Consider the following 26590-nt stretch of genomic DNA (forward strand, 5'->3'; position numbering starts at 1 on the left):
GTACACATGTTGGGCACGAGTGTGCTCCACGGGGTTTTCATCGGCGTGAATGAGTACGGCGGATCAGGATTCGCACGCCTCGACTACGCGCGACGAGACGCAGAAGCCCTTCGCTCCCTCTTTCTCGACAGTTACCGAACAGAGGTCGAGCCCGCGCTGCTACTCGACCGAGACGCGACCCGCGAACGGATCGTCGAGGAACTGCGGAAACTCGGTCGGAGCGTGGGACGTGCCGACACAGCCGTCATAGCCTTCTCCGGGCACGGCACGCCGGACGGCTATCTTCTGCCGCAGGACGCCGTGCCTGACCGGCTCTCCACCACGGCGCTCTCGGCGGATGACCTCGTCGACCTGGTCAACCAGATCAACGCGAAGCTGACCGTCGTCATCCTTGATTGCTGTTTCTCGGGGAAGGCGGCGACCAAGAGCGTTCTGCCGTCCGCCGCCGCACCCACCGCACGGGATGGAGCCGTGGCGACGCAGACCGTGCTCCAAGCCCTGGAGAACAGCACACGGGTTGTTCTCACAGCCTGCGGACCGCATCAGAAAGCACGCGAGTCGGCCCCTCATGGTCACGGCCTCCTGACGTACTACCTGCTCCGAGCGTTTCTTGACGAACCGTCCATCGTAGAAGCGGACGGACACATCTCGTCTTACCAGCTCTACGATTATCTGAGTTCGCGCGTCAGCTCCCATTACGGCGAGCTCCTTCAACAAGACCCCGGCACCTCCCATTCCGGCGGGCGGGTGCTGCTCGGTCCTTTTCGGCGTGGGCCGCGCCTTGCGCGGTTTCCCGACCACAAGCCTCCGGAGGCGGTGTCCAAGCCCTTCCGCACGCTGAGGCCGCACGGAATTCTCGCCGGCATAACCGATCTGTGGGAGGAACAGGTCGGAGTACTGAACCGCATGCAGATCGACGTGCTCAACAAGACGGGGCTGCTTCGCGGTAAGAACGTTCTTGTGCCTGCCCCGACCTCGTCGGGGAAGACGCTGCTCGGGGAGATCGCCGCGTTGCGGAGCCACGCGGAAGGCAAGCCGTCCGTATTTCTGGTGCCGACCCGCGCGCTGGCGAGCGACCACGCCGCGGCTTTCAGGGAGCGCTACAGGTCGTTCGGCTTCCGGGTCGTCGTCGCCACCGGCGAGATACGGGACCAGACCGGGCGGCTGCTGGCTGCGGACTTCGATCTCGCGGTATGCACCTACGAGAAGTTCCTGGGAATCGTCAACGCCGAGCCCGAACTCCTCAGCAGGATCGGCGTGCTCGTGGTCGACGAGATCCAGCACCTCGGGCAGCCCGGTCGCGGTGGCGCGCTGGAACTGCTGCTCACCACGGTCGGCCTGAACCGGGCAAGCGCCACCATGCCGCAGGTGGTCGGCCTCTCCGCGACCCTCACGAATCCGGGTCCGCTCGCCGGATGGCTCGGCGCCGACCTCGCCGAGATCCCCGAGCCGCGCCGGGAACCTCCCCTTCTCGAGGGCGTCATCGCCGCCGGCGGACGCTACCGCCACGTCGACGCCGACGGCACGGAGACGACCGTCGCGCTGATCGACCCCGTCGACCCGATCGACGACGAGGAGACCGGACCTCCCCTCACCGGGAACGATCGCGTCGTGTACCAGCTGGTCAAGAAGCTGCTTGCGGACGGCGACCAGGTCATGATCTTCAAGGACCGCCTCCACGAGGCGCGCGCCCTCGCGGACGGGCTCGCCCGCAGGCTCAAGCTCCCGCAGGCGACCGCGGCCCTCGCCGCGTTGCCGGACGGCGACGACACCAGGCTCCGGGAGCTGCTGCGCACCTGCCTCGAAAAGGGAGTCGCCTTCCACACCGCGGAACTCGACAGGACGGAGAGGGAGGCCGTCGAGAACGCCTTCGGACGGACCGGAGAGGTCCGGGTGATCGTGTGCACCCAGACCCTCGCCCAGGGAGTGAACCTGCCGGCCGCGAGCGTCATCGTCGACCCGGGCGACCGCACGGTTCCCGTCGAGGTGTACAAGAACATGGTCGGCAGGGCCGGACGGACGGGCCGCGCGCCGCTCGGAAGGTCCTTCCTCGTTCTCGAGGACGAGGCCCGCGAGCACACCGTCTGGCGCTCCCATGTCAGAGGACACCCCGCCGAACTGGCTTCCCAGCTGTTCGCCCGCCCCACCGGCCTGAGCCCGGTGGTCCTCGCCGCCCTGTCCGACGCGGTCCGCTGGTACGACAGACGGGCAGGCGTCGAGGAGTTCTTCGCCGCGTCGTTCGCCGCCCACCGGGCACGCTTCGACTTCACGTCGGACGCTCGGGTGACGTCGGCCGAGGTCAGGGCGGCCATCGCGGATCTGCGCGCCTCGGGACTTGTGCGCGACAACGGGCCGCGCCTCCAGCTGACGCCGCTCGGTGAGATCGCCTGCCGCAGCGGGCTCGGCGTCGACGTGGTGGTCGCGACGGCCAGGGCACTGCGCGAGGTCCCCGCGGGCTCGCTCAACGCGGCGACGCTCATCTGTTCGCTGCACCTGGCCTCCCAAAAGGGCGACCTGTCCTTGCCCCCGGATTTCGGAGAACAGGACAGAATCGCCACCTGGCTGCAAGAGCAGGGCGTCGAGCCGACGATGGTGGATGCGCTCAGACAAGGTGACCGGAAGGTAGGCGTACTGCGCTTGCTGATGACGCAGGTCTGCATCAGGTGGGCGAACGGCATGACGTCGATGAGCATCGAGAACGCCGTGCCGAGCCTCCTTGGGAGCAGGCGCAGGCCATATCGAACACCCGGACACCAACATGCCAGGAGACCCGTGGTCCCCGTCTCCCGGATCGTCGGCGAGGCCGCCGACCGGGTCGAGGTGGTGCTCGACATCGCCCGTGAGGTCATGCCCGTCACCGAGCTCGGCACGTTGGCGCGGACCCTGCCGGTGCGCCTCGAGTTCGGCGTCCCCGAAGATCAGGTGGATGTCGCCCGCCAGGTCGGTGCGGCGATCGACCGATCCGGCTACCAGCGCCTGCACCTGAACGGGATCCGCACTCCCGACGACGTCCTCAGCACGTCGGACACGCGACTGTTGGAATGCCTCAGCCACGACCACGACCTGGTCCGGACGGTGCGGGAAGGTGCGGCGCGCGCGCTGGAAGAAGCTCAGGCCGAGGGCGCGGACTCGATGGGCCGGTGAGTGCCGTTCGCGTCCGTGACTCGGCGACCATGATCGGGTCCAGGTGCTGGTGGAAGTCGTCGGCCCAGGACCAGTACCGGTCCGCCTCATCGCGCCGGCCGCGCCGGGCGAAGACGTTCCCGAGCCCGGTGATCGCGCGGGCCGTCTCGTACGGGCTGCCGCAGTCCAGGCCCGCTGTGATGGCCCGGCCGTACTCGTCCTCGGCGACGTCGTCGTCGCCCGCGACGAAGTGCGCCCAAGCGCGGCAGTTCAACGCCATGACGAGGTCCAACGGCAGGTCGAGCGCCAGGAACTCCTCGACGGCCTCGTCCGCGTGCGTGATCGCGGCCTCGCTCATCTCCAGTTCGCTCTCCACAAGGGAGAGCGCCCGCAAGGTGATCGCCGCGTTCCCCGCGTTGCCCTGGGCGCGGTACTCCCCGAGCACGGTCTCGAACATGGCGCGCGAGTGCTCGTGATCTCCCCGGTAAAGCAGGGCCCACGCGATGTTCGACCGGCTCGTGGTGACGCCGAACTCGTCGCCGAGCTCCTGGAAGATCACGCTCGCCCGGTGGAAGAAGCCGAGCGCGTCAACCTGGTCGCCGCGATCGGAGTGCGCGAGGCCCAGGTTGTTGAACACCACGCCAAGCCGTCTCGCGTCGCCGAGTTCCCTGGCCGCTTCGGCGGCCAGGTGGTGCGTGGCGATCCAGGGGTCCCAGAGCTTGGCCAGGAAGAAGTATCCGCGCAGGCCGAACGCGAGCCGCCAGCAGTGGTCGTGCATTCCCCGCTCGGCCGCGGTACGGCAGAGCCTGACCAGGCAGGGCCACTGTTCGGTGATCCAGGCCAGCGCGGTGGGCCTGTCGGCGATGACGTCGGTTCCGCTCGCCTCGCCCGTGAAGACCGCGCGGTGCCGACGCGGGTCGAGCAACGCGTCACAGGCGTCGGTCATCGCGATCTTGTGGTCGAGGAGGCGGCGCAGCGCGGCGTCGCGCTCGGCGGCGTCGATCGCGGGCAGCGCCTCGCGCAGGGCGTACTCACGCAGCAGGTCGTGGACGAGGACCCGGCCGGGGCCCTCGTAGCTGATCAGATGGGCGTCCGCGAGCTGGTCGAGCAGGTGCCAGGCCACCCCCTTGCCCGTACCGGCGAGCGCGGCGACGTCGAGGGTCTCCAGCGTCCTCGCGGGATTGAGGGCGAGCAGCCCGAACAACCTGCGGGCCTGCGGGGAAAGTGACTCGACGGACATGGCGAAAGCCGCGGAGGCGCTGCGGTCGCCGTCGTGCAGTGCGCCGAGCCACGCCTCGGCGTCGATCAGCCGCTCGTGGAAGTCGGTGAGGCTCCAGCCCTCGCTCGCCCGGAAACGGGCAGCCGCGATGTTGAGCAGGAGCGGAAGCCGCTGGCAGCGCTCAACGATCTCGCCGACCAGCGCGGCGGACTCGTTCTCCGCCCGCTCCCCCGCCGACTCCCTGAACAGCCGCGCGGCGTCGTCCGCCGACAACCCCTCCACCGCGACGCGCACCGCGCGGTCCAGGCCATTAAGCCTGTGCCGGCTGGTGATGATCACCGGGGAGGCGGGATCGCACGGCAGCAGCGGCGCCACCTGCGACAGGCTGCGCACGTTATCGAGGACCAGCAGGGCCGGCCGTTCGCGGAACGCCGACCGCAGGAGGGCGACCTTCGCCTCGCGGTCGTCGGGAATCCGCCCGTCGACTCCCAGACCCCGCAGGAGGAGGTCCAGACACGCGTCGAGCGACGGTTCCTCGGCTCCTGGGGTGCTCCCGCCCAGGTCCAGGAACAGCCGCAGACCGCGGTGAGCTCGCACCGCGTGAAGGGCGAGGTTGGTCTTCCCCGCTCCCGCGGGCCCCGTGAGCAGGCAGACCCACGGCCCGTCGGGAGAGTCGAGGAACTCCCCGACCTGCTGGAGTTCGCGGTCGCGGCCGATGAGCACGTTCCCCGGCTCGGGCGGCTCAAGGGAAGGGGCGAGGTCGATGATCGCCGCCGCGTTCTGGTCAGGGTCGGGCAGGAAGTCGAGCAGTTCCCCGTGTCCGCCGAGCCCCCGGTCGAGCTTCCTCGCGATGGTCTCGCTGATCGTCTGCAGTCCGGCGTTCTCGATCTTGCTGATGATGCTCGGGCTGCAGCGCGCCTTGCTGGCGAGCTGCAGCTGTGTCATTCCGGCGGCGTTCCGCCGCTCCCTGAGCTCGTTCCCAAAATCCCTTACGAGGCTCCCCATCCGCTCGCGCCCTTCCCCTTGACTCGTCGACAGCCGGGCGCCCACCGCGTCCCGACGGCCCACAGTCTCCCCACCACACCACCACTCCGGAACCCTTTTCCCCAGTAATGACATGAATTACCGAGGAAAGCCAGAATCGGGCGTTTCTCACCTCCAAGAAGCGGCCCAAAAAATTCCACCTTGACCAGCTTCACGACCTTTTACCGATTTATCATGATCTGTCAACGATCGCCGTATCCCTTGGGGTGGGGGTGGTTGGCGTGGCGGGAGGGGGAGCGAATGTCGGCGTCGTAGGACGGGGAAAGTTTTGGTGAGGGGTGGGGAGGGGGGTGTTTTTGGGGGGGTGGGGGAGGTCATGACCTTGGGGATTGGGAGGGGGGCGGCGGATGTCGTCTGGGTTGAATACTGGGGACTCGGCGTGGGTGTTGGTGAGCTTCGCGATGGTGTTGCTCATGACGCCGGGGCTTGCGCTGTTCTATGGCGGGATGGTGCGGGCGAAGAACCTGATCAGCGTGCTCTACATGAGTTTTGTGTCGATCGCGGTGGTGACCGTCGTCTGGTTCCTGTACGGATATGGGCTGGCGTTCGGGAAGGATGTGGGCGGGCTCGGGTTGCTCGGGTGGGGGGACTGGCAGTTCTTCCGGACGACGCCGTCGGTGCTGCAGGGGGTCATCCCGCTGTACGTCTACTCGCTGTTCCAGCTGGTGTTCGCCATCATCACGCTCGCGCTGATCAGCGGGTCGGTGGCCAACCGGGTGCGGCTCGGGCCCTGGATGATCTTCGGTGTGGTGTGGGTGACGCTGGTGTACCTGCCCGTGGCGCACTGGGTGTTCTCCAAGGGCGGCTGGATCAACCGGTGGGGGGTGCTCGACTTCGCGGGCGGGCTCGTCGTCGAGCTGAACTCCGGGATCGCGGGGCTGGCGCTCGCGCTGGTGCTGGGGCCTAGCCTGCGGTTCCGCAGGGAGGGGCCGCCGGTGCCGAAGAACGTCGTGCTGGTCATGGCGGGCATGGGGCTGCTGTGGTTCGGCTGGTTCGGGTTCAACGGCGGGTCGGCGCTCACCGACGGCGCGCTGGCCGCCAACGCGGTCGCCAACACGATGATGTGCGGGTGCGTCGCGATGCTCGTCTGGATGCTGCTCGAGCGGTGGAGGTTCGGCAGGTTCTCGCGGCTCGGCGGGACGACGGGGGCGCTGGCGGGCCTCGTCGCGATCACCCCTGCCTGCGGTTACGTCAACCTGTTCGGCGCGACGGTCATCGGGATCGTGGTCGCCGTCGTCTGCACCTACGCGGTCGAGGTCAAGACGACGGTCGGCTACGACGACACCCTCGACGTGGTCGGCATCCACGGCGCGGGCGGCATCGTCGGCGTCCTGCTGCTCGGCCTGTTCGCCACCGGCAAGTACGGCAGCCCCACCGAGGGCCTGTTCTACGGCGGTTCGATCGCCCTGCTCGGCAAGCAGTTCGTCGCGATCATCGCGGTCGGCTGCTACACGTTCGTCCTCACGTACCTGATCGGCTTCGCGGTGGACAAGCTGTTCGCGCTGCGCCCAGGCCCCGAGGAGGAGACCGCGGGCCTCGACACCGAACTGCGCATCGGGTGACCGCGGGCGCGCGGCATGACGGGCCGCTGCCCGCGCTGTTCCTCGCGCTCGCGTTCACGACCGGCATGCTCGACGCGACGAGCTTCCTCGACCTCGGCAGCGTGTTCGTCGCGGCGATGACGGGAAATGTCGTGATCCTCGGCCTTGGCCTCGCCGGATACGGCGCTTCGCTCTCCCCCGCCGTGTCCCTCGCGTGCTTCGCCGCGGGGGCGGGATGCGCGGGGCTGCTCGCGCGGTCGGCGCTCCGGCCGGTCCACCGGGGGTTGCGGTTCGCGGCGGGCATCGCGGTCCAGGGCGTCCTGGTCGGGGTCGTCGCGGCGGTCACGACGCGGCACGGGTTCGCCGGGCCGTGGCCGCGTGACGCCGTCGTCGGCGGCCTCGCCTTCTCCCTCGGCTGGCAGTACGCGACGGTGCGCGGCCTGCGGGTCAGCGACGTCAACACGACGGTCGTCACCACGACGCTCACGTCGCTGTTCGCCGAGTCCGTCGCGCCCGCGCGGCAGGGCCGCAGGCTCCTGTCGATCTGCGCGCTGCTCGCCGGGGCGTGCTCGTCCGGCCTGCTGCGCCGCGCGGTCGACCCGACGGCCCCGCTCTGGACGGCCACCGCGCTGATCGCCGCGTGCGTCGTGGCCGCCCTCGCCGCGTCGGTCCGGCGGGATTCCCTGCGCTGGCGCTGAGCGGCTCAGCGCGGAACCGCGGCACGCACCGCGCGGACCCGTCCGACGACGTCGCACAGCACCCCCACGGGAAGCGCGTCCGCCCGATCGGGCAGTTCCCGGCCCGTCCGGACGGCGTCGGCGGTCTCCCTGATCTCCGCCGCGACCCGCGCGACCTCACCCCGCGACGGCGTCGCCCGGTCCCGCTCCGCCCTGACCGATGCCGCGGTGACCGAAGTGGCGAGCCCCTCAAGCCCGAGGACCACGGGACGCCAGGCCGCGCCAGCCCGGCTCGCGGGCGGCGGTTCGGCGAGCATCTGGTCGATCCGCGCGCGCAGTCCGTCGAGGACGCGGTGGAGACGGCGGCGGTCCCCGCCCCTGACGGCGCGCGGCGCGGTGAAGACCTCCTCGAGGTAGTCGGCGATGAGGTCGAGCGCCCCGGACACCCGCTCGCGCGGCCTGACCCGCCAGCTGCGCGGCCACAGCGCGTACCCGAAGACCAGGACGATCGCGCATCCCAGGACGGTGTCGGCGAGCCGCGCCGCGACGAGTTCCCCGGGCGGCGCGGACGACACGGTGTCCAGCAGGAACAGCATCATCGGCGTGACGGTCACCGCGCGCATCGCGTAGGACCTGCCTTTGAACAGCGGGATCAGCGCGCCGAGGAACGCCGCGAGCGGCACCGCGGCCCATCCGCGCGGGACGACGACGAGCAGCAGCAGCGTCGGCACGGCCGCGGCGACGGTCCCGGCGGCGCGCAGCAGCGCCCGCACGAAGACCGAGCCGAGGTCGGGTTTCATGACGATCGCGACGGTCAGCGGCACCCAGAAGGAGTGGAACGAGGCGATCCCGAGGAAGCGCGGCAGGATCTGGAACTGCACGACCGCCGCGGCGACGCCCATGCACAGTGCGAGCCGGAAGCCGTAACGCCATGACGTCGCCGACGTCAGCACGGTCCGGACCGCCTCGCCCGCCCGGCGCGGCAGCGGGTCGGGCAGCGCCGCGTCGCGCGGCTCGTCCGCGTAGTCCCCCCGCAGAGCCCGCGACGCCCCGGCCACGGCGTCCGCGAAGACCGGATCATCACCGAAGTCCGGAAGGTCGGCGTCCCGCCGTCCGGCCCGCACCGCCTCCCCGATCTCCCGGACGGCCTCGGCCACCCCGCGCGGCGCGGGCTGAGCCGATCCGACGAGCACGCTCGCCGCCTCCATCAGCGGCCCCGCGCAGTTCAGCAGCGCGATCAGCCATCGCGTCTCCGGGTCGCGCCGCCCGGCAGCCGGGATCTGGTGGCGGACCAGCGTGTCCTCCGCCCGGTCGACGGCGTCGCTGAGCGCCGCGGCCGCGTCGCCCGGATGCACGGGTGAGGCGATGAGGTCGGCGATCCTCGTGTAGACCTCGGCGACGACCCGCGTGCCGGGGTCCGCCGCGCCGCCCGGCAGCCGCCAGCTCACCACGACGAACAGCAGGTAGAGCATGCCGCCCGAGACCTGGAGCAGCGGCGGCACCCACCACTGCTCCCCCGCGGGGATGCCGGTGCCGGTCGCGTCGAGGAACAGCAGGCTGAGCGCCGACGTCGAGACGATCTTGCCGATCGGGCTGGCCAGCCCGCAGCCCAGCGCGACGAGCGTCGTCACCGCGACGGTCCCCCAGCCGCGCCCGTGCGACAACTGCCCGATGACGAGCCCGACGGCCCCGCTCAACTGCGGAACGACGGTCGCCAGCACACGGGTGCGGTGTACGCCGGTGTCGGCCCGGACCGCCGCGAGCACGATCCCGGACGCCATGAACAGCCCGGCCGCCGCGTCGCCGAGCGCCCGGGAGAGCGCGATCACCGTCCCGAAGGCGAGCGCCGCGCACACCGCCTCCGCGCGCGAGGGCGGCGCGTCCGACCAGCTGAAGGCCCTGCCGATCCAGCCCCTGGTGTCGGTGCGCACGCCGCCCGTCGCCATCGGCCCTCCCGCGCCGTCAGACGAAAAGCGCCCGCACCAGGGCGAACGCGACGAGCCCGAGGGCGAGGGAGACCAGCACGTTCACGCCCGCCCGCACATACCTGCCGTCCTGGTACAGGTGGACGGTGTCGAGCTCGAAGGTGCTGAACGTGGTGAGCGCCCCGCAGAAGCCCGTGCCGAACAGCGCCTCGGCCGAGGTGCCGACGCCAGCGCCGTGCAGCCCGCCGAGGATCGCCGCGCCGAGCACGTTGACCGTCAGCGTCCCCCACGGGAACGCGTTGCCCATGCGCTTCTTGACGGCCCCGTCCAGCAGGTACCGCAGGACCGCGCCGAAGGCCCCGCCGACCAGGACGAGCAGCGCGGTCACGGCGCGCCGCCCGGGTTCCGGTGCGGGGTCCTGCCGCCCGCCCACAGGCCGACGAGGATGGCGATCCACCCGCCGACGACGCTGACCGCCGCGTACCCGAGCCCGTCGCCCCAGGCCCCGTCGTGGCCGAGCGAGTATGTCCCGTCGATGAGGTGGGAGAACGTGGTGAATCCGCCCAGATACCCGGTCACCAGGAGCGGACGGGCGAAACGCGGCGAACGCCCCTTGATCAGGTAGGCCGCGAGGAAGCCCATGACCAGGCAGCCGAGCAGGTTCACCAGCAGGGTCCCCCACGGGAAGCCGCCTTGCGCGCCGGGCATCGCCGCGGTGATGAGCCAGCGGGCCAGCGCCCCGAGCGCGCCGCCGACCGCGACGTCGAGCAGCGCGGAGACGGCGTTGCCGGGATGACGCGCCGGGCCCGCCCCCGACCTGTCGAGCGCCGACGCCTCGGCCGCCTCGCCGCGCCGGACATGTTCCCCCTCCAAGCCTCCGCCCTCCGTCACTGCTTGCGCGGGTCGGGCGCGGGCACGCCGAGCAGCAGGCGGCGCACGGCGTCCCACATCGCGGTGGACGCGGCGAGGACCTCGGGTGACCTGTCGCCGAGGACACGAGCCCAGGCCCCCACGTCGCCCGGCAGCACCCCGGCTCCCGCGCGCAGGCCCGTCGCCGCGAGGGCCGTGTGCAGGGCGTCGGCGATCTCCTGGGCGGGCCGCAGCCCGGAGACGACGTAGAGCGACGACACCACCCCGAACCCGGCCATGACGGCGGGGCCCGTCACCGGCAGTTCGGCGGGGACGAGACGGACGGGATCGGCGAACAGCAGCCGTCCGTCGGGATCGCGCACCTCGACGTCGCCGCAGTAGGCGGTGTAGGCGTGCCGCTCGCCGCGCGCGAGCCGTCCGGCGAGCAGGGTCTCCCCCAGGACGACCGTCGCGTCGCGGTCGGCGGTGACCGCGATCCGCTGGTAGTAGCGAGACCCGCCGAACGGGATCGTCGGATCGGGCAGGTACTCAAGGTAGCCGCCGGGCCCGACCGTCAGGTCGACGCGCTGGGTGGCGTAGTCCTGCTCCATCCGGTACAGCCGGGTCGCGCCCTGCGTGGTGAGGTGCACTGACGCGCCCGCGCCGCAGGACGCGTCGATCCGGTACCGATCGCCCTGCAGCACGCCGCCGCCCGACATCATGAGCATCACGTACGGCAGGTCGGGCCGCGCCGGGTCGTGGTAGAGCGGGCGCGTGATGTGCAGCGGAGCCTTCTGGTAGTGCCCGGTGAGCTCGGTGCGCTCCCCGATCCGCTCGAACGCGAGCTCGAGCAGCCCGACCTTGCCGGGGCTGCCGACCGGCAGCATGTCGGGGCCGCCCGCGTGCCGCCGCACCGCCTCGGGCACCCACGGCGGCTCGAAGCGCTCGGGCGCGAGACGGTCGGCCGCCGCGCCGCCGCCGGACTCGGCTACGCCGGCGCGGAGCACGCCGCCCCCGCCCGGCTCTCGATCAGGTCGGCGACCTCGCCGACGCCGGTGCCGGTGAGGCAGTCCGTCAGGACGACGGGTCCGTCGCCCCGCACGGCGCGCGCGTCGCGTTCCATCACCGACAGGTCGGTCCGCACGTACTGGGCGATGTCGATCTTGTTGATGACCAGCAGGTCGGAGTCGGTGGTGCCGGGACCGCGCTTGCGCGGCATCTTCTCGCCCTCGGCGGTGTCGAGGACGAAGATGTACATGTCGGCGAGGACCGGGCTGAAGGTGAGCGTCAGGTTGTCGCCGCCGCTCTCGAACAGCAGCATGTCGATGTCGGGGCACCGGTCGAGCAGGTCGGCGGCGGCCGCGAGGTTCATCGTCGGGTCGTCGCGGACCGCGGTGTGCGGGCACGCGCCGGTCTCCACGCCGACGATCCGGTCGGCGTCGAGCACCCCGGCCAGCGTCCGCCTGACGTGCTCGGCGTCCTCCTGGGTGTAGATGTCGTTGGTGATGACGCCGACGTGCCGCCCCCGCTCCTTGAGCAGCGGCACGAGCGCCTCGATGAGCGCGGTCTTGCCCGAGCCGACGGGTCCGCCGATCCCGACCTTGAAGACCTTCTCCAGTTCCATGCGCTTCCTTCCGATCAGGTGACGAACAGCCGGGCCTGCGCGCGCTCGTGCGCCGCCGAGACGGTGTCGGCGACGAACGCCGCGCCGTGCAGGTCCCTCGGGTCGGCGGCGGCCAGCGCCGTCGCGGCGACCGCCGCGATGTCGGGCCGCACCTCGCGCAGCAGCGCCTGCGCCCTGCGGAAGTCGGTGCGCGCCAGCCGGACGGCGGCCGCGGCCCAGCTCGCGGCGAACGCGTAAAGGTCCCCGGCCACAGCACGCTCGACGGGCACGTCCAGCCCCGCGTACAGCGTCCCGACCACGACTGCGTGATTGCCCGGCGTGGTCCGGTCGGCGACGAGCCCGGCGAGCCTGTCGCCCTCGGGCACCGCGAACGCCGACGCTGCGGTGTCGAGGACCTGCCTTCCGGTGCGCACCGACGCGGTGCGCTGCTCGCGGCTGAGTTTGATCGCGTGCAACCGGCGGTCGACCTCCACGAGCCGGTCCCAGTCGTCGGCGCGGACCGCGCGGTGGGCGAGGACGAGCGCCGCGGCGTCGGCCGGGCCGACCGAGTGGTACAGCAGGTCGGTGAGGAGCGCGCGCAGCCCGTCGGGGCCGACGAGCCCGAGCTGGGCGTACCCCTCGAGCCCGTGCGACAGCGTGTACATCCCGCTCGGGAAGCCCGAGTCGGTGAGCTGGAACTGGGCGAGCAGCGGACCGAGGTCCGCGCCGCCTTGGCCGTCGCTCATGCCAGGAAGTACAGCCGGTTGAGCGGCAGTTTCTTCGCCGGTTCGATATGGGCCAGCTCGCCGTCGACCGTCACCTTGTAGGTCTCGGGGTCGACGCGGATGTCGGCGAGCGTTGAATTGTGCAACATGTGCCGTTTGTCGACGGTGCGGCACTGCCGCACCGGCCGGATCAGCCGCTTCAGCCCGAGCCGTTCCGGTACGCCCGCGTCGATGCCCGCACCCGACATGAAAGTGACGCAGGTGCTGGCCAGCGCGCCGCCGAACGCCCCGTACATCGGCCGGTAGTAGACGGGCTGCGGCGTCGGCAGCGACGCGTTCGGATCGCCCATCGGCGCCCAGCTGATCAGCCCTCCCTTGACCACCATCGACGGTTTCGCACCGAACGAGTGGACCGGCCACAGGACGATGTCGGCGAGCTTGCCGTCCTCGAGCGACCCGATCGTGTCGGCCATGCCAGAAGCACGTGCCGGATTGATCGTCAGCTTCGCGATGTACCGCAGCACCCGGAAGTTGTCGTTGCGCGCGGAGTCCTCCGGCAGCGGCCCGCGCTTGTCCTTGTTGTGGTGGGCGATCTGGAACGCGCGGGTGAACGACTCGCCCACCCTGCCCATCGCCTGCGAGTCCGAGCCGATGATGCTGATGACGCCCAGGTCGTGCAGCACGGTTTCCGCCGAGATCGTCTCGGCGCGGACCCGGCTTTCGGCGAAGGCCACGTCCTCGGGCACGTCATAGCTGAGGTGGTGGCAGACCATCGTCATGTCGAGCAGTTCGTCGATGGAGTTGGCCGTGTAGGGCAGCGTCGGGTTGGTGGAGGCGGGCAGCACGTTCGGCTCGCCCGTCACGCGCAGGATGTCGGGGGCGTGGCCGCCGCCCGCGCCCTCGGAGTGATAGGTGTGGATTGCCCTGCCGTTGATCGCGTTGATCGTGTCCTCGACGAAGCCCGCCTCGTTGAGCGTGTCGGTGTGGATGGTGATCTGGATGTCGAGCTCGTCGGCGACCGACAGGGAGCAGTCGATGACCGACGGGGTGCTGCCCCAGTCCTCGTGCACCTTCAGGCCGCAGGCCCCCGCCCTGATCTGCTCCTCAAGGACCGCGGGCAGGCTGCTGTTGCCCTTGCCGAGGACGCCGATGTTGATCGGGATGTCCTCGTAAGCCTCGAGGATGCGGGCGATGTTCCACCCGCCCGGCGTCGTCGTGCAACCACGGCTGCCGTCGGCCGGGCCGGTGCCGCCGCCGACCAGCGTGGTGATGCCGTTGCTCAGCGCGGTCTGCGCCTGCTGCGGCGCGATCAGATGGACGTGCGTGTCGATCGCGCCGGGTGTGGCGATCAGGTTCTCGCCCGAGATCACCTCGGTGTTGGCGCTGATGATCAGGCGGCGGTCGACCCCGTTCTGGGTGTGCGGGTTGCCGGACTTGCCGACGCCCGCGATCTTGCCGTCCTTGATGCCGATGTCGCCCTTGATGACGCCGAGCACCGGATCGATGATCACCGCGTTGGTGATCACCGTGTCGAGCGCGACGGCCCCGCCGGACGCCGGATCGGCCGACATGCCGTCCCGCGCGGTCTTGCCGCCGCCGTACTGGGCCTCGTCGCCGTAGTGGCCCTCGGTGTAGTCCTTCGTCACCTCGACTATGAGGTTGGTGTCACCCAGGCGGACGCGGTCGCCCACCGTCGGGCCGTACATCGACGCGTATTGCTGGCGGCTCATCTTGGCCATCGCGGCTCAGCCCTTCTTCCCCGACTTGGACTTCTTCGACGGCTTGTCCGCGCCGGACGCGCCGGGCGTACTGGCTGACCCGTCCGGCTGGTCGAGGTAGCCGCGCTCGCGCATGCGCCGCAACGCCTCGCGATGGGCCGCCGCCGACCTGACGCTCCCGTTGAGCAGCCCGCCGAAGCCGACGAGCCGCAGCCCGCCGCCGTACTCGACAAGGGTCACCTGTTTGGTGTCGCCCGGCTCGAACCTGACCGCGGTGCCCGCCGGGATGTCGAGGCGCTTGCCGAACGCCTTGTCCCGGTCGAAGCTGAGCGCGCGGTTGCTCTCGAAGAAGTGGAAGTGCGAGCCGACCTGGACCGCCCGGTCGCCGGTGTTGTGGACGGTGAGCGTCACACGCGGCTGTCCGGCGTTCAGTTCGATGTCGCCCTCGCCGTACAGGTAGCCGTCATCCGACATGGGCTCGCGCCTCCTTCGGGTACGCCGCCGCGGGCACCGTGCGGTCCGGGCGGTGGTCGTGGTGGTGGTCGTGGACTGCCGTCGGGCTGAGGCCGTCGTCGCGGCGGGTCTCCCAGCGGCACGCGGCCTCGGCGGCGCGGGCGCGGACCAGGGCGGCGAGCGCGGCGGGGCCGAGCAGGGGTCCCGACGTCGTCGCGTCGGGCCTTGTCGGCGGCGGCACGAGCGAGGCGGGGACCATGACGGTTCCCGCCGCGCCCAGCGCGCGGCAGCGGGCGATCCCGTCATCGACGTCGGGGACGCCGCCGAGCAGCGCCGCCTCCACGAGACGGTCCGGTGCGCCCGCGCGGACGAGGTGGGCCGCCTTGAAGAGGTCGGCGTCGGGTTCCTGGCCCACGGAGGGCGCGACGAGCAGCGCGGCATACCCGGACGGGATCGCGCGCACCGCGCCGCGCAGCCAGCCGACGAGGTGGTCGAGCGTGCCGAGCCGGGGCGCGAGGAGCAGTTCCCCGGCCGCCCGGTTCCGTGCCGCCCAGCGCAGCGTCTGCGCCGCGGCCTCCGGCAGGTCAGGGTCGCGGCCGAGCGTCATCGGCACGACGACGGTGGGACGGCCGTCGCGCAGCGCCGCCGCGAGGTCGCCGCCCACCGCGCGCACGTCGGGGCCGGTCAGGCCGCGGCTCTCCGCGCCCGCGACGAGGATGACGCGGCGCGGCGAGCGCGTCATTTCCCGCCCACCGGGTCGTGGCAGGAGACGAGCTTGGTGCCGTCGTCGAAGACCGCCTCGACCTGCATCAGCTTCAGCATCCCGCGCACGCCCGGCATGACGTCGTCGGGTCCGACGACGCGTTTGCCCAGCTCCATGCACTCCGCGACGGTCTTGCCGTCACGGGCCGCCTCGACGATCTCCGAGCTGATCAGCGCGACGGTCTCGGCGTAGTTCAGCTTCAGACCGCGCTCCCTTCGGCCGCGCGCCATCTGGGCGGCGGTGAAGATGTGGAGCTTCTCCATCTCCCTCGGCGTGAGGTTCATCCGGATTCCTTTCTGCGGGTGGTCGCCGACGCCGGCGCGTCAGGCGCGCGCGATCCTGGCGTACATCGGGACGGCTGCGAGGAAGACCCAGGTCACGAGCACGAACGGCCAGGTGAGGGTGTGGCCGCCGACCACCGCGAACAGGTTGCCGATGCCCGCGGTCAGCCCGGCCGCCGCGACGACGCCGACGAGCGCGTACAGCGCGCTCAGCCGCGTCACCGACACGAACGTGCCGCACAGGGCGATGCCGGTCAGCACCGAGTTGTAGCCGTAGAGCCCCGCGCCGAGGTCGGCGGCCTGCGCGCCGAGCACCCAGCCGGTGAGCAGGCCGACGAGGCTCGACACGAGCGCGACGAGCCCCGTCCGCCATCCGGCGACGCACAGGCCGATCAGGAAGATCACGCCCACGTACCACTGGTTCTGGAAGAAGACCTGGCCTACGCCGCTGAACGTGCCCTGCCACAGCTCGCCCCAGCCGAGCGCCGTCCCCGGGTCGGCGGCCGAGGGGGGCGCGGTGCCCGCGTGCCGGTCCCAGACCCTGGCGAACGACGGGCCCCCGACGACCATCACCGTCGTGATCACACAGAAGGGCGCGGTGAGCGTCGGCAGCCGGTAGGGCTTCAGCAGCACGTTCAGCGCGGCGGTGAGCACGCTGCCCGCGATCGCGCCGAAGATCACCAGGACCACGGTCATCCAGCGGACGTTCAGGTAGAGCACGAGGCTGACGCCGATCAGCGTCCCGCAGAAGCCCTCAAGCCCCAGCGACACGTTGTCCCGCCACGACACCCCGAGCGCGAGCGCGGTCAGCGTCGCGACAACCGTCCCGAGCAGGCCGAACACCCCGAACTGCCACCCGCCGACGAACAGCGCGACGATGAAGACCAGGCCCGTCCACAGGTTGGTCTGCAGATCGACCTGCGCGATCCCGCGCGGCACCGTGCGCAGCAGGTCGGAGGCGCCGGGACCCGGCTCCCCGGCCCCAGCCCCCGAAGACGCCGACGAACTAGCCACATCAGCATCACTAGCCGTAACAACCCGATCACAACCCCAAGCACCGTCACGACTCCCCCAATTCCCCCCGCACCGCCCGCCCCAGAAACACCCGCGCCCCCGGCCAGGGTGGGGGCCGAGGGCGCGCTTTTGCCCCAAGGCTAACCGACGCCCGCCCGCCGCCCTCATCGTCCGGCCCGCCCGCGCCGCGCTCCCCCGCGCCACCGGAACCAGCGGGCGATCGGCGGCCCCGCCAGGTCGTCAGGTGGTTGGGGTGGGGGTGGCGGTGGCCTTGGTGATGGTGGTGAGGAGGCGGCCGAACTCCTCCCACCAGGGGAGGTCCTCCGAGCGCGGGACGTAGCGGCGGCGCTCGCGGTGCAGGGCGGACATCTGGGCGGCGAGGGCGGCTGCCTCGTCCGGGGTCAGGTCGCAGGCGGTCCTGATGTCCTCGAGTGCGGCGGTCTCGGACGCGTCCTCGACCTGGTCGGCCCAGACCATCCACGCCGCGCAGGCGTAGACGAGGCGGCGGTCGGCGTGCCGGGTCCCGTCGGGCACCGTCAGCCGGTCGGGGACCGCCTCGGGGACGGGGACGGCGAGCGCCGCCGCGACGGTCTCCAGGGCGAGCCGCTCGGCGGCGGTGACGACGTCGTCGGCGTGCACGATGATCGTGGCGGCGTCGAGGACGCCGTGCCTGACCGGCTCGGGGATCGCCCGCACCAGGTCGGCGACCGTGCCGCGGGCCTTGGCCAGCAGGGAGTCGAGGACCGCGGCGCTGCGTTCGCCGTCGGTGAGGACGTCGAGCGAGAGCAGCGCCGCGGCGTCGGCGGGTGAGGCGATGCCCAGATCGACGACGGCCTGCCGGATCGTGCCGCCGGTGCGCGCCGCGTGCGCCGCGGCCCGCGACCCCGCCTCGTACCCGTAGACGCCGCCGACCACTGCCGACAGGGCGAGCGTGCCTTCCGCGGTGGACCTGCACAGTTCCTCGTCCACCTCCATGCCGCTCAGGCAGCGGTCGGTGAACAGCGGGATCGCCCGGGTGAGCAGGCGGCAGGAGTCGAACAGGTTCTTGGCGATCAGGCCGGTCCACGCGTTGAAGTCGAGCTCCGCGCCCTCCACGGCCATCGAGATCGCCGCGTCGTTGCCGCCGACCTGGTAGGAGATCTGCACGATCAGCTCGGGCATCACCGGGTTGACCTTGCCCGGCATGAACGACGACCCGGCCTGCACCGCGGGCAGGGTGATCTCGCGCAGTCCGGTCAGCGGCCCGCTGGCCAGCAGCCTGAGGTCGCGGCCCATCTTCGCAAGGCCCGTGGCGAGCGCCTTGAGCGCCGCCGAGACGGTGAGGTAGGTGTCGCCGTTCTGGAAGCAGTCGAAGAAGTCGGGGTGGCGGCGCAGCGGCAGGCCGGTGACCTCGCGCAGCCGGGGGTAGATCCGGTCGAGATACCCGCGGCCGAGGCCGAGACCGGTGCCGACGACCGTCGCGCCCATCGGCACGTCGAGGCACGCGTCGGCGGCGGCCTCAAGACGCAGCCTGCCGCGCCGGACCGAGGCCAGGTACGCGCCGAACTGCTGGGCGAACGTCACGGGGACCGCGTCCTGGAGGCAGGTGCGCGACAGCTTGACCGTCGACCGGTACCTGGCGATCTTGGCTTCGAGGACGGCTTCCAGCGCGCGGACCTCGCCGATCAGGTCGACCAGCGACGCGTGCAGCGCCAGGCTCGTCGCGGTGGCCAGGGCGTCGCTGGTGGACTGGCCCGCGTTCACATGGTTGTTGGGGTGGACGTGCAGGTAGTCCTTCCGCCCGGAGATGAGCTCGTTGGCGCGGCTCGCGATGACCTCGTTGACGACCATGTTCGCCGACACCCCGCCGCCGCCCGCGAGCACGTCGACCGGGAACTGGCTCCGGTCGAAGCTGCCCGCGACGACCTCGTCGGCGGCTTCGCGGATCGCGCGGGCGACGTGCGGAGACAGCACCCCGATGTCGGCGTTGGCCAGCGCGGCCGCCTTCTTGACGAGCGCGATCGACGGCACGTAGTACGGCATGTCGGCTATGTACACGTCCGACACCGCGAAATTGGCGACGGCCCGGACGGTGTGCACCCCGTAATAGCTCTCGTCCGGGAGATCGACGGTGCCGAGCATGTCCTTGTCCTGACGCATTCCATCCCCCTATCACTCTCCGTAAAGAGTAGGACACGGGAGTGTCAATATTCCACCCCGCGGACTCGCGGCATCTTGATTTGCACTGATCGCCTTTTGTCCGATTTGTGGTGACATTTGGGTGGAGGGCGGGGGTGTGTCAACTCTCCCGTCCGACGGAGTACGACGTCTCCGGGGCCGTGTTTCCGGAACCCGTGGGCCATGCCGTTCTCCGGCGGGCTGGCCTACCGTCGGAAGTGCCGAAAGGGGGTTCCGCCGGAATGTACTCAGGAATCGTCAATCTGCTTTATCGGCGTCCCGATCTTTACGAGCAGGTGTACCACGACGACCATCTGCGGGCCGTCGAGTTCTGCGACGCGATGTTCGCCGCGCACCTCCCCGCCCGGCCCGCGACGCTGCTCGACCTCGGGTCCGGCACCGGCTGTGAGGTCGGCATGTTCGCCGCGGCGGGGATCGACGCCGTCGGCGTGGACTTCCAGCCGTCGATGGTCGCGCTCGCCCGGCAGTCCGTCGGCCCCGCGGCCCGCTTCCACGTCGGAGACCAGCGCTCCGTGCGCCTCGGCCGCCGTTTCGACGCCGTCATCAGCCTCGGGTTCACCATCGCGAACGTGCACACGAACGCCGACATAGACCGCACCTTCGCGACCTACGCGGCGCACACCGAGATCGGCGGAATCCTGATCCTGGAAACCCTGAACCTCACCGATCAGGCGGGCGCGAACCTCCCCGCCGAATTCCAGGTGAGCGTGGACGGGCACGTCAGCCGGGGAACCGCCGAGTTCACCATGAACCACCGCACCCAACTGCTCACCCGACGCCGCACCTGGCGCTTCCCCGACCTCCCCGACGAAACCGACCACGCCGTCTTCCGCGTCCTTTTCCCCAAAGAACTGGAAATGTACCTCACCCGCCACGGCTTCCACCCCCTCTCCCTCTACGACAACCCCAACGCCACCCCCGGCCCCCTGACCGGCTCCACCCTCTTCACCACCGCCCGCTACGAGGGCCCCCGCAAGACACCCACCTGACCGCCGCCGTCCCGGTAGCGGGTGGCGAGTTCGGTGCTCTGCGCGCCGAACGCCGCGAGGTCGGCCCGGAAGACCGCGTCGAGCAGGCTCGCGTCCTCAACGCCGGGCGCGCACACCACTTCGCCGAGTTCCAGCCCCCGCAGGCTCGCGGTGACGACGTCGGCGGCGCTCATCCGGGGCACCCCGCTGAGGTCGAGGCCCTGGCGCTCGTGGAACTCGGTGGCGACCACGCCGGGGCACACGACCTGGACCTTGACGCCGGTGCCTTCGAGTTCGGCGCTGAGGGTCTGGGACATGGCCACAAGGTGGGCAAGCGTGCCCGCGTACACCGCGCGGCGGGGCATCTGCGCGTGCAGCGCGGGACCACTGAACGCGATCATGCCCGACACGCTGACGATGGCGCCCCGACCGCGTCCGACCATCCCGCCGACCGCCGCGCGCGCCAGCATGGTAGGGGCGAGGACCTTGACGTTGACGAGCTCCCGCGCCTTGTCCGCCGGAAGATCGGCGAGCGGCATGTAGTGGGACACCCCCGCGTTGTTGACCAGCATCGTCAGCGGCTCGGCCTCGGCGATCCGCGCGACGGCGTCGATCCCCTCGTCGGTCGAGAGGTCCGCGGCCACCGCCTTGACCTCTACCTCGGGGTGGGCGGCCGTGAACTCCTCAAGACGGTCCCGCCTACGGCCGACGATCACCAGGTCGTTGCCGTCCGCGGCCAGTGCCTCGGCGAACGCCCTGCCGATCCCGGAGGTCGCGCCGGTGACGAGTGCGAGCTTGCGTATTTCTGCCATGCCTTCAATTTATGAACAGGGCGGGTGAACAACCAGCCACCCGGTATTCATAGGACCGACAGTACTTGGCAAGCCGTCCGCCAACGCGGCTACAATGCCGGTATATGGCGAGAACCGAACTCGGCGAATTCCTCAGGCGATGGCGCGACAAGCTCTCTCCCGAGGCCGTGGGCCTGCCCGCCGGGGGGCGCAGGCGGGCCGCCGGGTTGCGCCGCGAGGAGCTGGCGATGCTGGCCGGGATCTCCGCCGACTACATCATGCGCCTCGAGCAGGGCCGCGCTGACAACCCGTCCGCGCAGGTGGTCGAGGCCCTGGCCAGGGCGTTGCGCCTGGCCGAGGACGAGCGCGCCCACCTGTTCCGGCTCGCCGGACTCGCCCCGCCCGGCCCGGACACCGTCTCGGAACACGTCACCCCCGGCGTCCAGCGCATGCTGGACAGGCTCACCGGAACCCCCGTCGCCGTCTTCGACGCGGCATGGAACCAATTGCTCGCCAATCCCCTTTACACCGCGCTCCTCGGAGAACGGCACGGAAAAAGCCGCAACGCGGTATGGCGCAATTTCTGCGACCCGGACAACCGCATTCGCCACACCCCGGAATCCCTCGCCGATTTCCAGGCCGCCCAGGTCGCGGACCTGCGCCGCACGGCGAGCCTCTATCCAGCCGACCGACGCCTCCACCGGCTCATCGCCGAGCTCCGCACGGAAAGCCCCCTGTTCGACGACCTCTGGCGGTCCGGCGCCGTCGGCCAGCACCAGTCCGCACGCAAGACCATCGACCACCCCCAACTGGGCGCCCTGACCCTCGACTGCGACATCCTCGCCGCCATCGGCAACGACCTCCGCATCATGATCTACACCGCCCAACCCGGAACCCCCGACGCCGAACGCCTCACCCTCCTGTCCATCACAGGAACCCAGCCCCTCACCCCCGCCACCCCGACCTGACGCCCGCCCCGGCATCCCGCATTCACTGAGTAATCTCTCTGCGCCGAGGAGGGCTGGAGCGCGGTCGTATGGCCAGGTCTCCGAGCAGAGAGTCGCTGCTGACGCGGGTAGTGCGGATCCGCGACGCGTTCGGCCCGGACGCCCGTGTTCCTCACCATCAGCGAGATCAGCCGCCGCGCCGCCCTTCCGCAGGCGACCACCGCCCGGCTCATCAAGGAGATGACCGGGCGTTGCGCGCCGAGCTCTCCGATTCGGCCGCAGTCCTCCGCTCATCGAACGAGAGAGTGATGGCCGTCACCCATGTACGGCGGATCCGCCTACGTCGACGACGTGCTCGCCGGACTGCCCCGTGCCGCGAAGGTCTACTGCTGCGGTCCGGCGGTCCTGCTCGACGCGGTCGCCGACCGATGCGCCGATCTGCGGAGCTCAACCAGGAGGGCAGGTCGCGGGAGCCGTCGGCCGTGGCGGCGACGAAGCGCTCAAGCCGCAGGCGGCCGAGCGTCCAACGGAAGGGGGTTCTCCGGGTTCGCGGCGGAGAAGGGGTCTGCGTCCAGTTCGGGGATGGGTGAGATCGCGGTGGCGCTCATCGAAGGCTCCTTACGCGGGGGTGAGGAGCACAGGTCCAGGACGAGGCGGTCCCTGGCGGCGCGAGAGACTCAGACGAGGATGCGGTCGCCCGCCGCGCGGTCTGCGTCGTCGAGCAGCGAGTCACGGTGGTCGGGCGTCCCGTCGAGCACAGTCGTCTCGCAGGTGCCGCACATGCCCTGCCCACACGACCGCGGTGCCCGCGCCAGCGCAGGCGTTCCCGCTACGGCCCCGTCAGCGAGTGACGTCGCGCTCGGAGAGCGGTCGGGTATTGGTTGACGAGGTGTTGGAAAGGACGGGCGCGCCTGCTGTGGTGTCAGGGCAGGCGCACCCGTCACCGCGGTCAGACGGCGGGGGCCTGCGGCTGTACCGGTGCGCTGAGGAACATCCAGTCGCCACCGTCCAAGCGCGCCAGGATGTCCCTGAACATCGCCTCAGCATCGTGGTACTGGTACCTGGTGGCCAGGTCGGCACGGTTCTCGATGATGCGCAGCGCGAGGCAGCGGTTCACCCAGTCATCGCTGCTCTCGTTCCAGAGCTCGTCGATCTCCGCGACCTTCGTACGGTTCTCCGAGGTATCGGCCGCCCACATACTCGCCTTGTCCAGCAGGGCGAGCACCCGCTGCTCGGGGGATCCGAGAGCGAGCAGCATGAGGGCGGCGTACAGGCACGCCTCGCTGTCCTTGCCGTGCAGACGCGGAATGACGACGCGGGCGAACGTCCACTCGCCCAGAAGCGCGGCCTGCTCCGAACGCCTGAGCACGGTCGGCAAGGCGAACAGGTCGTCCGGGCAGGCCACGGGTGCGAACTCCGGGCAGGAGACCGACCTGCGGGAGCGGTAGCCGCGGCGAACGAACAACCCGAGGTCCTCAGTGCGCTGCTCGGTCAGGACCAGCACGTCATGCTGGTCCTGGATGAAGCGCCATCGGGCCTCGGGGCCGGCCTCCAGCCGCCCGTTCTCCTGGCCGACGAAGGCGCATCCCATCGCCCAGGAGTTGAACAGCTCCCGCGAAACCAGACCAGGCGTCGTACCGCGGTGAGCTCGTGAGAAGGAGGTCTTGCTGTACTGGCCACCACATGCGTTGACCAGTTCGGCGAGCCGTTCACCCCCGCAGCCGCGGAACACCCGATCCATCCACCGCGCAAGGTCGTCACGAGGCGGATGGCTGGAGAAGCCACGAGCCATGGTTGTCTGCCTGCCTTTCTGCGAAGGTCCCGCAATCGCACAGCCCCGACCAGCAAACCGTGACATTGAGCGCTCTCGCGAGATACGAGACCCGATGAAGCCCCATACAGACCAAAGCGGACATACAAGCCATCAAGCTTTAACCGCTTCGCAACGTCGGGGCATGACAGGCATATCATGACAGAGCCCTTGCGCCCCATGTGACGCTTTCGCCGCCTCGGTCAGCTTTCTCCGAAGTTCACACGTCTCGCATTTTTGCGTGGATTATTTCTTGGGTTTCGGACGGTGTTGAGGCGAGAATGGACAGAGAGCTCAGAACATGGCGATGGTAGAGCAGACCATCTTCATCATCCACATATGAGGCATCAGTGAGCTGTTCGAGATACACGATTTCCCTGTGCGAAACGCGTGCGCCGGGAGCCCTCGGGGTGCGCAACAGGATGACCGATGATGCCCCCGTAGCGTAACCAACAGCACCAAACGGGACAATCTGGATTGAAATATTAGGAACGTCGCACAGTGCAGCAAGGTGCTCGAACTGCCGGAACATAGTCGCCCTGTCGGCAACAGGCCGAAGGAACACTGACTCATCCAGCAGGGCCCACAGCTGCGGACCATTGTCCTGAAGGAAACGACGCTGCCTGCGCATGCGCAACGCCACCCGGTAGTCCGTTTCCTCCTGGGCACCAAGCCCATCGCCGCGAATGACCGCCCGCGCGTAGTCGGCCGTTTGCAGCAGGCCCGGTACAAACTGGACATCGTGTGATCTGACCAGGTCGGTGGACTGCTCGAGGGCCAGATAGGGGCCGAACCACGTGGGAATGACGTCGGCGAAGGCCGACCACCATCCGGGGGAACTGCCGCCGCGGGCCAAGCGCAACAGTTCCGCGCGTTGATCGTCGTCGGTGATCCCGTAGTGCGCGCACAGCCTCAGTACCAGCCGGTTTCGCACCTTCATCAGGTAGCCGCCCTCCAACGAGCGGATCACCATGGGCAGGACATCCAGCGACTCTGCCACGGACGTCACGCTCAAGCCCCTGGCCCTCCGATGGGACTCCATACGTCGACCCAGTTCGAGGCGCTTGTCCACTGGCCAGAGATCGCTCGTCATGGAATCGTCTTCGGCTCGCTGGCTCGCCCGGATTTCCACAGCCACCAATCTCGTCGCGTTGCGTTTGACCCTAGCGAACCGACCGGAATCCTCCTGTCGAACTATCGACAAAGGGTCACATCACTTACTCTGGAGGAGGATCCTTATACCTCCGGTATGAGACCCACCCCGCAGTACTGGTCGATGGGCTCGATATCGGCTCCGACGTCCGGGCGCCACAGCGGGCATGAAATGATGCCCGGTTGGACAAGTTCCAGATCGGCGAACAGGGCGGCCAACTGCTCCGGGCTTCGCCATCGCCCCTCGGGCTTGCCGAACAGATTCCACTGCTGGATCGCGTCATCCATCTTCGACCCGGTCACCTCGATCGTCGGGTGGGCGATCGCCAGCAGGCTTCCCGGAGCAAGCTGGCTCATCAACATCCTGACGATGTCCAGCGCCTCGTCGTCTTCCAGCACGTGCCACAGCACCCCGAGCATGGTGACCGCGACCGGACTGGCGAAATCGAGCGTTTCCCCTGCACGTTCCAAGATGGCGGACGGGTCATGCATATCGGCGTCCAGATAAGCGGTCTTGCCCTCAGGCGAACTCGTCAGCAGCGCCCTCGCGTGCGCGAGCACCAACGGATCGTTGTCCACATAGACCACTCGCGCCTTCGGTGCCAGCCGTTGCGCCACCTCATGGGTATTGGACGCGGTCGGCAGCCCCGCCCCGACGTCCAGGAACTGTTCGATCCCCCGTTCCACCGCGAACCGCACCACCCGCCCTAGGAAGGCCCGATCGGCGCGTGCCTGCTCCACGATGTCCGGCAGGGTCGCCGCGATCTGGTCTCCCAGCACCCGGTCGACCGGATAGTTCTCCGTCCCTCCCAACCAGTAATCCCAGATCCGCGCCGAATGCGATACCGACGTGTCGATATGACGCGACGCAGGCAGTGGACGCTGCACAAACCCATCCGACACCCGAACCTCCCACCAAAGAACAGCCAGAAAGACTGTTTAGGACGACCGAAACATAATGTCACGCAACACCGCAGGGTGGACTTCTCACAAGGTGCCCAAGACGCAGCATGAACACACAGGACCCGTCAAGATTTCTAGCGAATCCCCGGCCATTGCGCCATCCAGCCCCACCGCGAAGGGTTAGTCGCCTGCCACCCAACAAAAGCCCTGGACCGCATGCGCCGGTACGATAGCCCGCCTCCCTGGCAGGAGAAGGGATCGATCTCAACGGACGTCACGAGCCCCTGGGGACACACAAGCTCGGCCAGCACCTGTCCGGAACGGAGACCGGATGAGCTTGTCGGAGGCCGGCGGAAAAGGGCGTACCCCCGGCCTCCGCCCCCACTGACCTCCACCGTCACCTACAGCCCCGGGTTGTCCGTGGAAAAGGGTGTGCCCCCGGCCAGGGTGGGAGCCGGGGGCGCGTTTGTGCTGGTCAGGCTACCGAATGGGGAGGCCCGTGATGGCTCGGCCGATGACGAGGCGCTGGATTTCGGAGGTGCCTTCGAAGATGGTGAAGTTTTCCAACGAGCACTTCCCCCACCAGCACCCCAACCACCAAACACCCCCTGACCAGCACCACCGCCTCTCAACACCTCCCACCCTTTCGCAAGCTTTTCGACCCTCTTCCGGAACAGAGCCGGAACAAGATCACAGAACCGGCATCCTGGACCGACCAGAGGACCTTCACACTGCGTGAGCACCGACGGGTTACGCCGTGAGGCAGGCGAGCGAGTTGCCACCCAAGGCAAGGTCGTATTCGAAGCCCCAGGGTCCCTTATCTCGACCTAGTCCTCGACGGTCCCGGAGGGCCGTCGCCACGGTCTCCTCGAGGCCCCCGTCTTCGCTCGGCTGGAGGTTCCGATC

22 protein-coding genes and 1 pseudogene are annotated in these 26590 nt (G+C 69.9%); 5 read left to right on the forward strand and 18 right to left on the reverse strand.

The window, feature by feature from the left end; translation table 11 throughout:
* Nucleotides 1-45: 45 nt before the first annotated feature.
* A complete protein-coding gene (locus R9X44_RS11650; RefSeq protein WP_319814076.1) occupies nt 46-3144 on the forward strand; it encodes a DEAD/DEAH box helicase in 3099 nt (1032 codons plus the stop codon).
* On the opposite strand, the gene R9X44_RS11655 is transcribed toward R9X44_RS11650, so the two are convergent.
* Nucleotides 3047-5461: a helix-turn-helix domain-containing protein gene (locus tag R9X44_RS11655; RefSeq protein ID WP_319814077.1), complete on the reverse strand. Its 2415-nt coding sequence runs from the start codon at nt 5459-5461 to the stop codon at nt 3047-3049. The two genes, R9X44_RS11650 and R9X44_RS11655, sit on opposite strands and share 98 nt — an antisense overlap.
* Nucleotides 5462-5733: 272 nt before the next feature.
* On the opposite strand from R9X44_RS11655, the gene R9X44_RS11660 reads away from it, so the two are divergent.
* Both R9X44_RS11660 and R9X44_RS11665 read left to right on the forward strand, forming a co-directional pair.
* Entirely contained in the window at nt 5734-6948 is a 1215-nt protein-coding gene (locus R9X44_RS11660; RefSeq protein WP_319814078.1) for an ammonium transporter, read from the forward strand.
* A complete protein-coding gene (locus R9X44_RS11665) occupies nt 6945-7625 on the forward strand; it encodes a YoaK family protein (RefSeq protein ID WP_319814079.1) in 681 nt (226 codons plus the stop codon). Before R9X44_RS11660 ends, R9X44_RS11665 begins: the two co-directional genes overlap by 4 nt.
* A gap of 5 nt (nt 7626-7630) precedes the next feature.
* Here R9X44_RS11665 and R9X44_RS11670 read toward each other — a convergent pair whose 3' ends face one another.
* From R9X44_RS11670 to R9X44_RS11725, 12 genes and pseudogenes are all read right to left on the reverse strand, one after another.
* Nucleotides 7631-9550 (reverse strand): FUSC family protein, encoded by a 1920-nt coding sequence (locus R9X44_RS11670; protein WP_319814080.1) that lies wholly within the window; start codon nt 9548-9550, stop codon nt 7631-7633.
* Between the two features lie 16 nt (nt 9551-9566).
* A complete protein-coding gene (gene crcB / locus R9X44_RS11675; RefSeq protein ID WP_319814081.1) occupies nt 9567-9917 on the reverse strand; it encodes a fluoride efflux transporter CrcB in 351 nt (116 codons plus the stop codon).
* Nucleotides 9914-10402, reverse strand: a complete 489-nt coding sequence (locus tag R9X44_RS11680; protein WP_319814082.1) for a CrcB family protein — start codon at nt 10400-10402, stop codon at nt 9914-9916. The genes crcB and R9X44_RS11680 overlap by 4 nt, the downstream gene beginning before the upstream one ends.
* Nucleotides 10403-10416: 14 nt before the next feature.
* The gene (locus R9X44_RS11685) at nt 10417-11385 is read right to left on the reverse strand and encodes an urease accessory protein UreD (RefSeq protein WP_319814083.1); all 969 of its coding nucleotides are present in this window, start codon (nt 11383-11385) and stop codon (nt 10417-10419) included.
* Complete coding sequence (gene ureG, locus R9X44_RS11690) at nt 11367-12002, reverse strand: urease accessory protein UreG (protein WP_319814084.1); 636 nt, start codon at nt 12000-12002, stop codon at nt 11367-11369. The genes R9X44_RS11685 and ureG overlap by 19 nt, the downstream gene beginning before the upstream one ends.
* A 14-nt stretch (nt 12003-12016) precedes the next feature.
* Entirely contained in the window at nt 12017-12727 is a 711-nt protein-coding gene (locus R9X44_RS11695; RefSeq protein ID WP_319814085.1) for an urease accessory protein UreF, read from the reverse strand.
* Entirely contained in the window at nt 12724-14445 is a 1722-nt protein-coding gene (gene ureC / locus R9X44_RS11700; RefSeq protein WP_319814086.1) for an urease subunit alpha, read from the reverse strand. The genes R9X44_RS11695 and ureC overlap by 4 nt, the downstream gene beginning before the upstream one ends.
* A gap of 150 nt (nt 14446-14595) precedes the next feature.
* Nucleotides 14596-14898 (reverse strand): annotated as a pseudogene (ureB, locus tag R9X44_RS11705) (urease subunit beta); the annotation flags it as partial.
* Entirely contained in the window at nt 14888-15619 is a 732-nt protein-coding gene (locus R9X44_RS11710; RefSeq protein ID WP_319814088.1) for a hypothetical protein, read from the reverse strand. The pseudogene ureB and the gene R9X44_RS11710, both read right to left, overlap by 11 nt.
* The gene (locus tag R9X44_RS11715) at nt 15616-15924 is read right to left on the reverse strand and encodes an urease subunit gamma (protein WP_319814089.1); all 309 of its coding nucleotides are present in this window, start codon (nt 15922-15924) and stop codon (nt 15616-15618) included. Before R9X44_RS11715 ends, R9X44_RS11710 begins: the two co-directional genes overlap by 4 nt.
* A gap of 39 nt (nt 15925-15963) precedes the next feature.
* On the reverse strand, nt 15964-16935 hold the full coding sequence (locus tag R9X44_RS11720) for an urea transporter (RefSeq protein ID WP_319814090.1): 972 nt from the start codon (nt 16933-16935) through the stop codon (nt 15964-15966).
* Nucleotides 16936-17175: 240 nt separating this feature from the next.
* A complete protein-coding gene (locus tag R9X44_RS11725) occupies nt 17176-19074 on the reverse strand; it encodes a lyase family protein (RefSeq protein WP_319814091.1) in 1899 nt (632 codons plus the stop codon).
* Between the two features lie 260 nt (nt 19075-19334).
* Between R9X44_RS11725 and R9X44_RS11730 the strand changes: the two genes are divergently transcribed.
* Complete coding sequence (locus R9X44_RS11730; protein ID WP_319814092.1) at nt 19335-20102, forward strand: class I SAM-dependent methyltransferase; 768 nt, start codon at nt 19335-19337, stop codon at nt 20100-20102.
* Here the strand turns inward: R9X44_RS11730 and R9X44_RS11735 are convergent.
* The gene (locus R9X44_RS11735) at nt 20072-20893 is read right to left on the reverse strand and encodes an SDR family NAD(P)-dependent oxidoreductase (RefSeq protein ID WP_319814093.1); all 822 of its coding nucleotides are present in this window, start codon (nt 20891-20893) and stop codon (nt 20072-20074) included. The genes R9X44_RS11730 and R9X44_RS11735 overlap by 31 nt on opposite strands.
* Nucleotides 20894-20997: 104 nt before the next feature.
* Here R9X44_RS11735 and R9X44_RS11740 point away from each other — a divergent pair, with 104 nt between their 5' ends.
* Nucleotides 20998-21840: a helix-turn-helix transcriptional regulator gene (locus R9X44_RS11740; RefSeq protein ID WP_319814094.1), complete on the forward strand. Its 843-nt coding sequence runs from the start codon at nt 20998-21000 to the stop codon at nt 21838-21840.
* 656 nt (nt 21841-22496) lie between these two features.
* Here the strand turns inward: R9X44_RS11740 and R9X44_RS11745 are convergent.
* From R9X44_RS11745 to R9X44_RS11760, 4 genes are all read right to left on the reverse strand, one after another.
* Nucleotides 22497-22763, reverse strand: a complete 267-nt coding sequence (locus tag R9X44_RS11745) for a 2Fe-2S iron-sulfur cluster binding domain-containing protein (RefSeq protein ID WP_319814095.1) — start codon at nt 22761-22763, stop codon at nt 22497-22499.
* A gap of 5 nt (nt 22764-22768) precedes the next feature.
* Nucleotides 22769-23410, reverse strand: coding sequence for a hypothetical protein (locus R9X44_RS11750; RefSeq protein WP_319814096.1), 642 nt, complete (start codon nt 23408-23410; stop codon nt 22769-22771).
* Nucleotides 23411-23849: 439 nt separating this feature from the next.
* On the reverse strand, nt 23850-24722 hold the full coding sequence (locus tag R9X44_RS11755; protein ID WP_319814097.1) for a helix-turn-helix transcriptional regulator: 873 nt from the start codon (nt 24720-24722) through the stop codon (nt 23850-23852).
* Nucleotides 24723-24865: 143 nt separating this feature from the next.
* Nucleotides 24866-25669 (reverse strand): SAM-dependent methyltransferase, encoded by an 804-nt coding sequence (locus tag R9X44_RS11760; protein WP_319814098.1) that lies wholly within the window; start codon nt 25667-25669, stop codon nt 24866-24868.
* Nucleotides 25670-26590: the final 921 nt, after the last annotated feature.

The organism is Actinocorallia sp. A-T 12471 (genome assembly GCF_033875155.1).
Taxonomy (GTDB): domain Bacteria; phylum Actinomycetota; class Actinomycetes; order Streptosporangiales; family Streptosporangiaceae; genus Actinocorallia.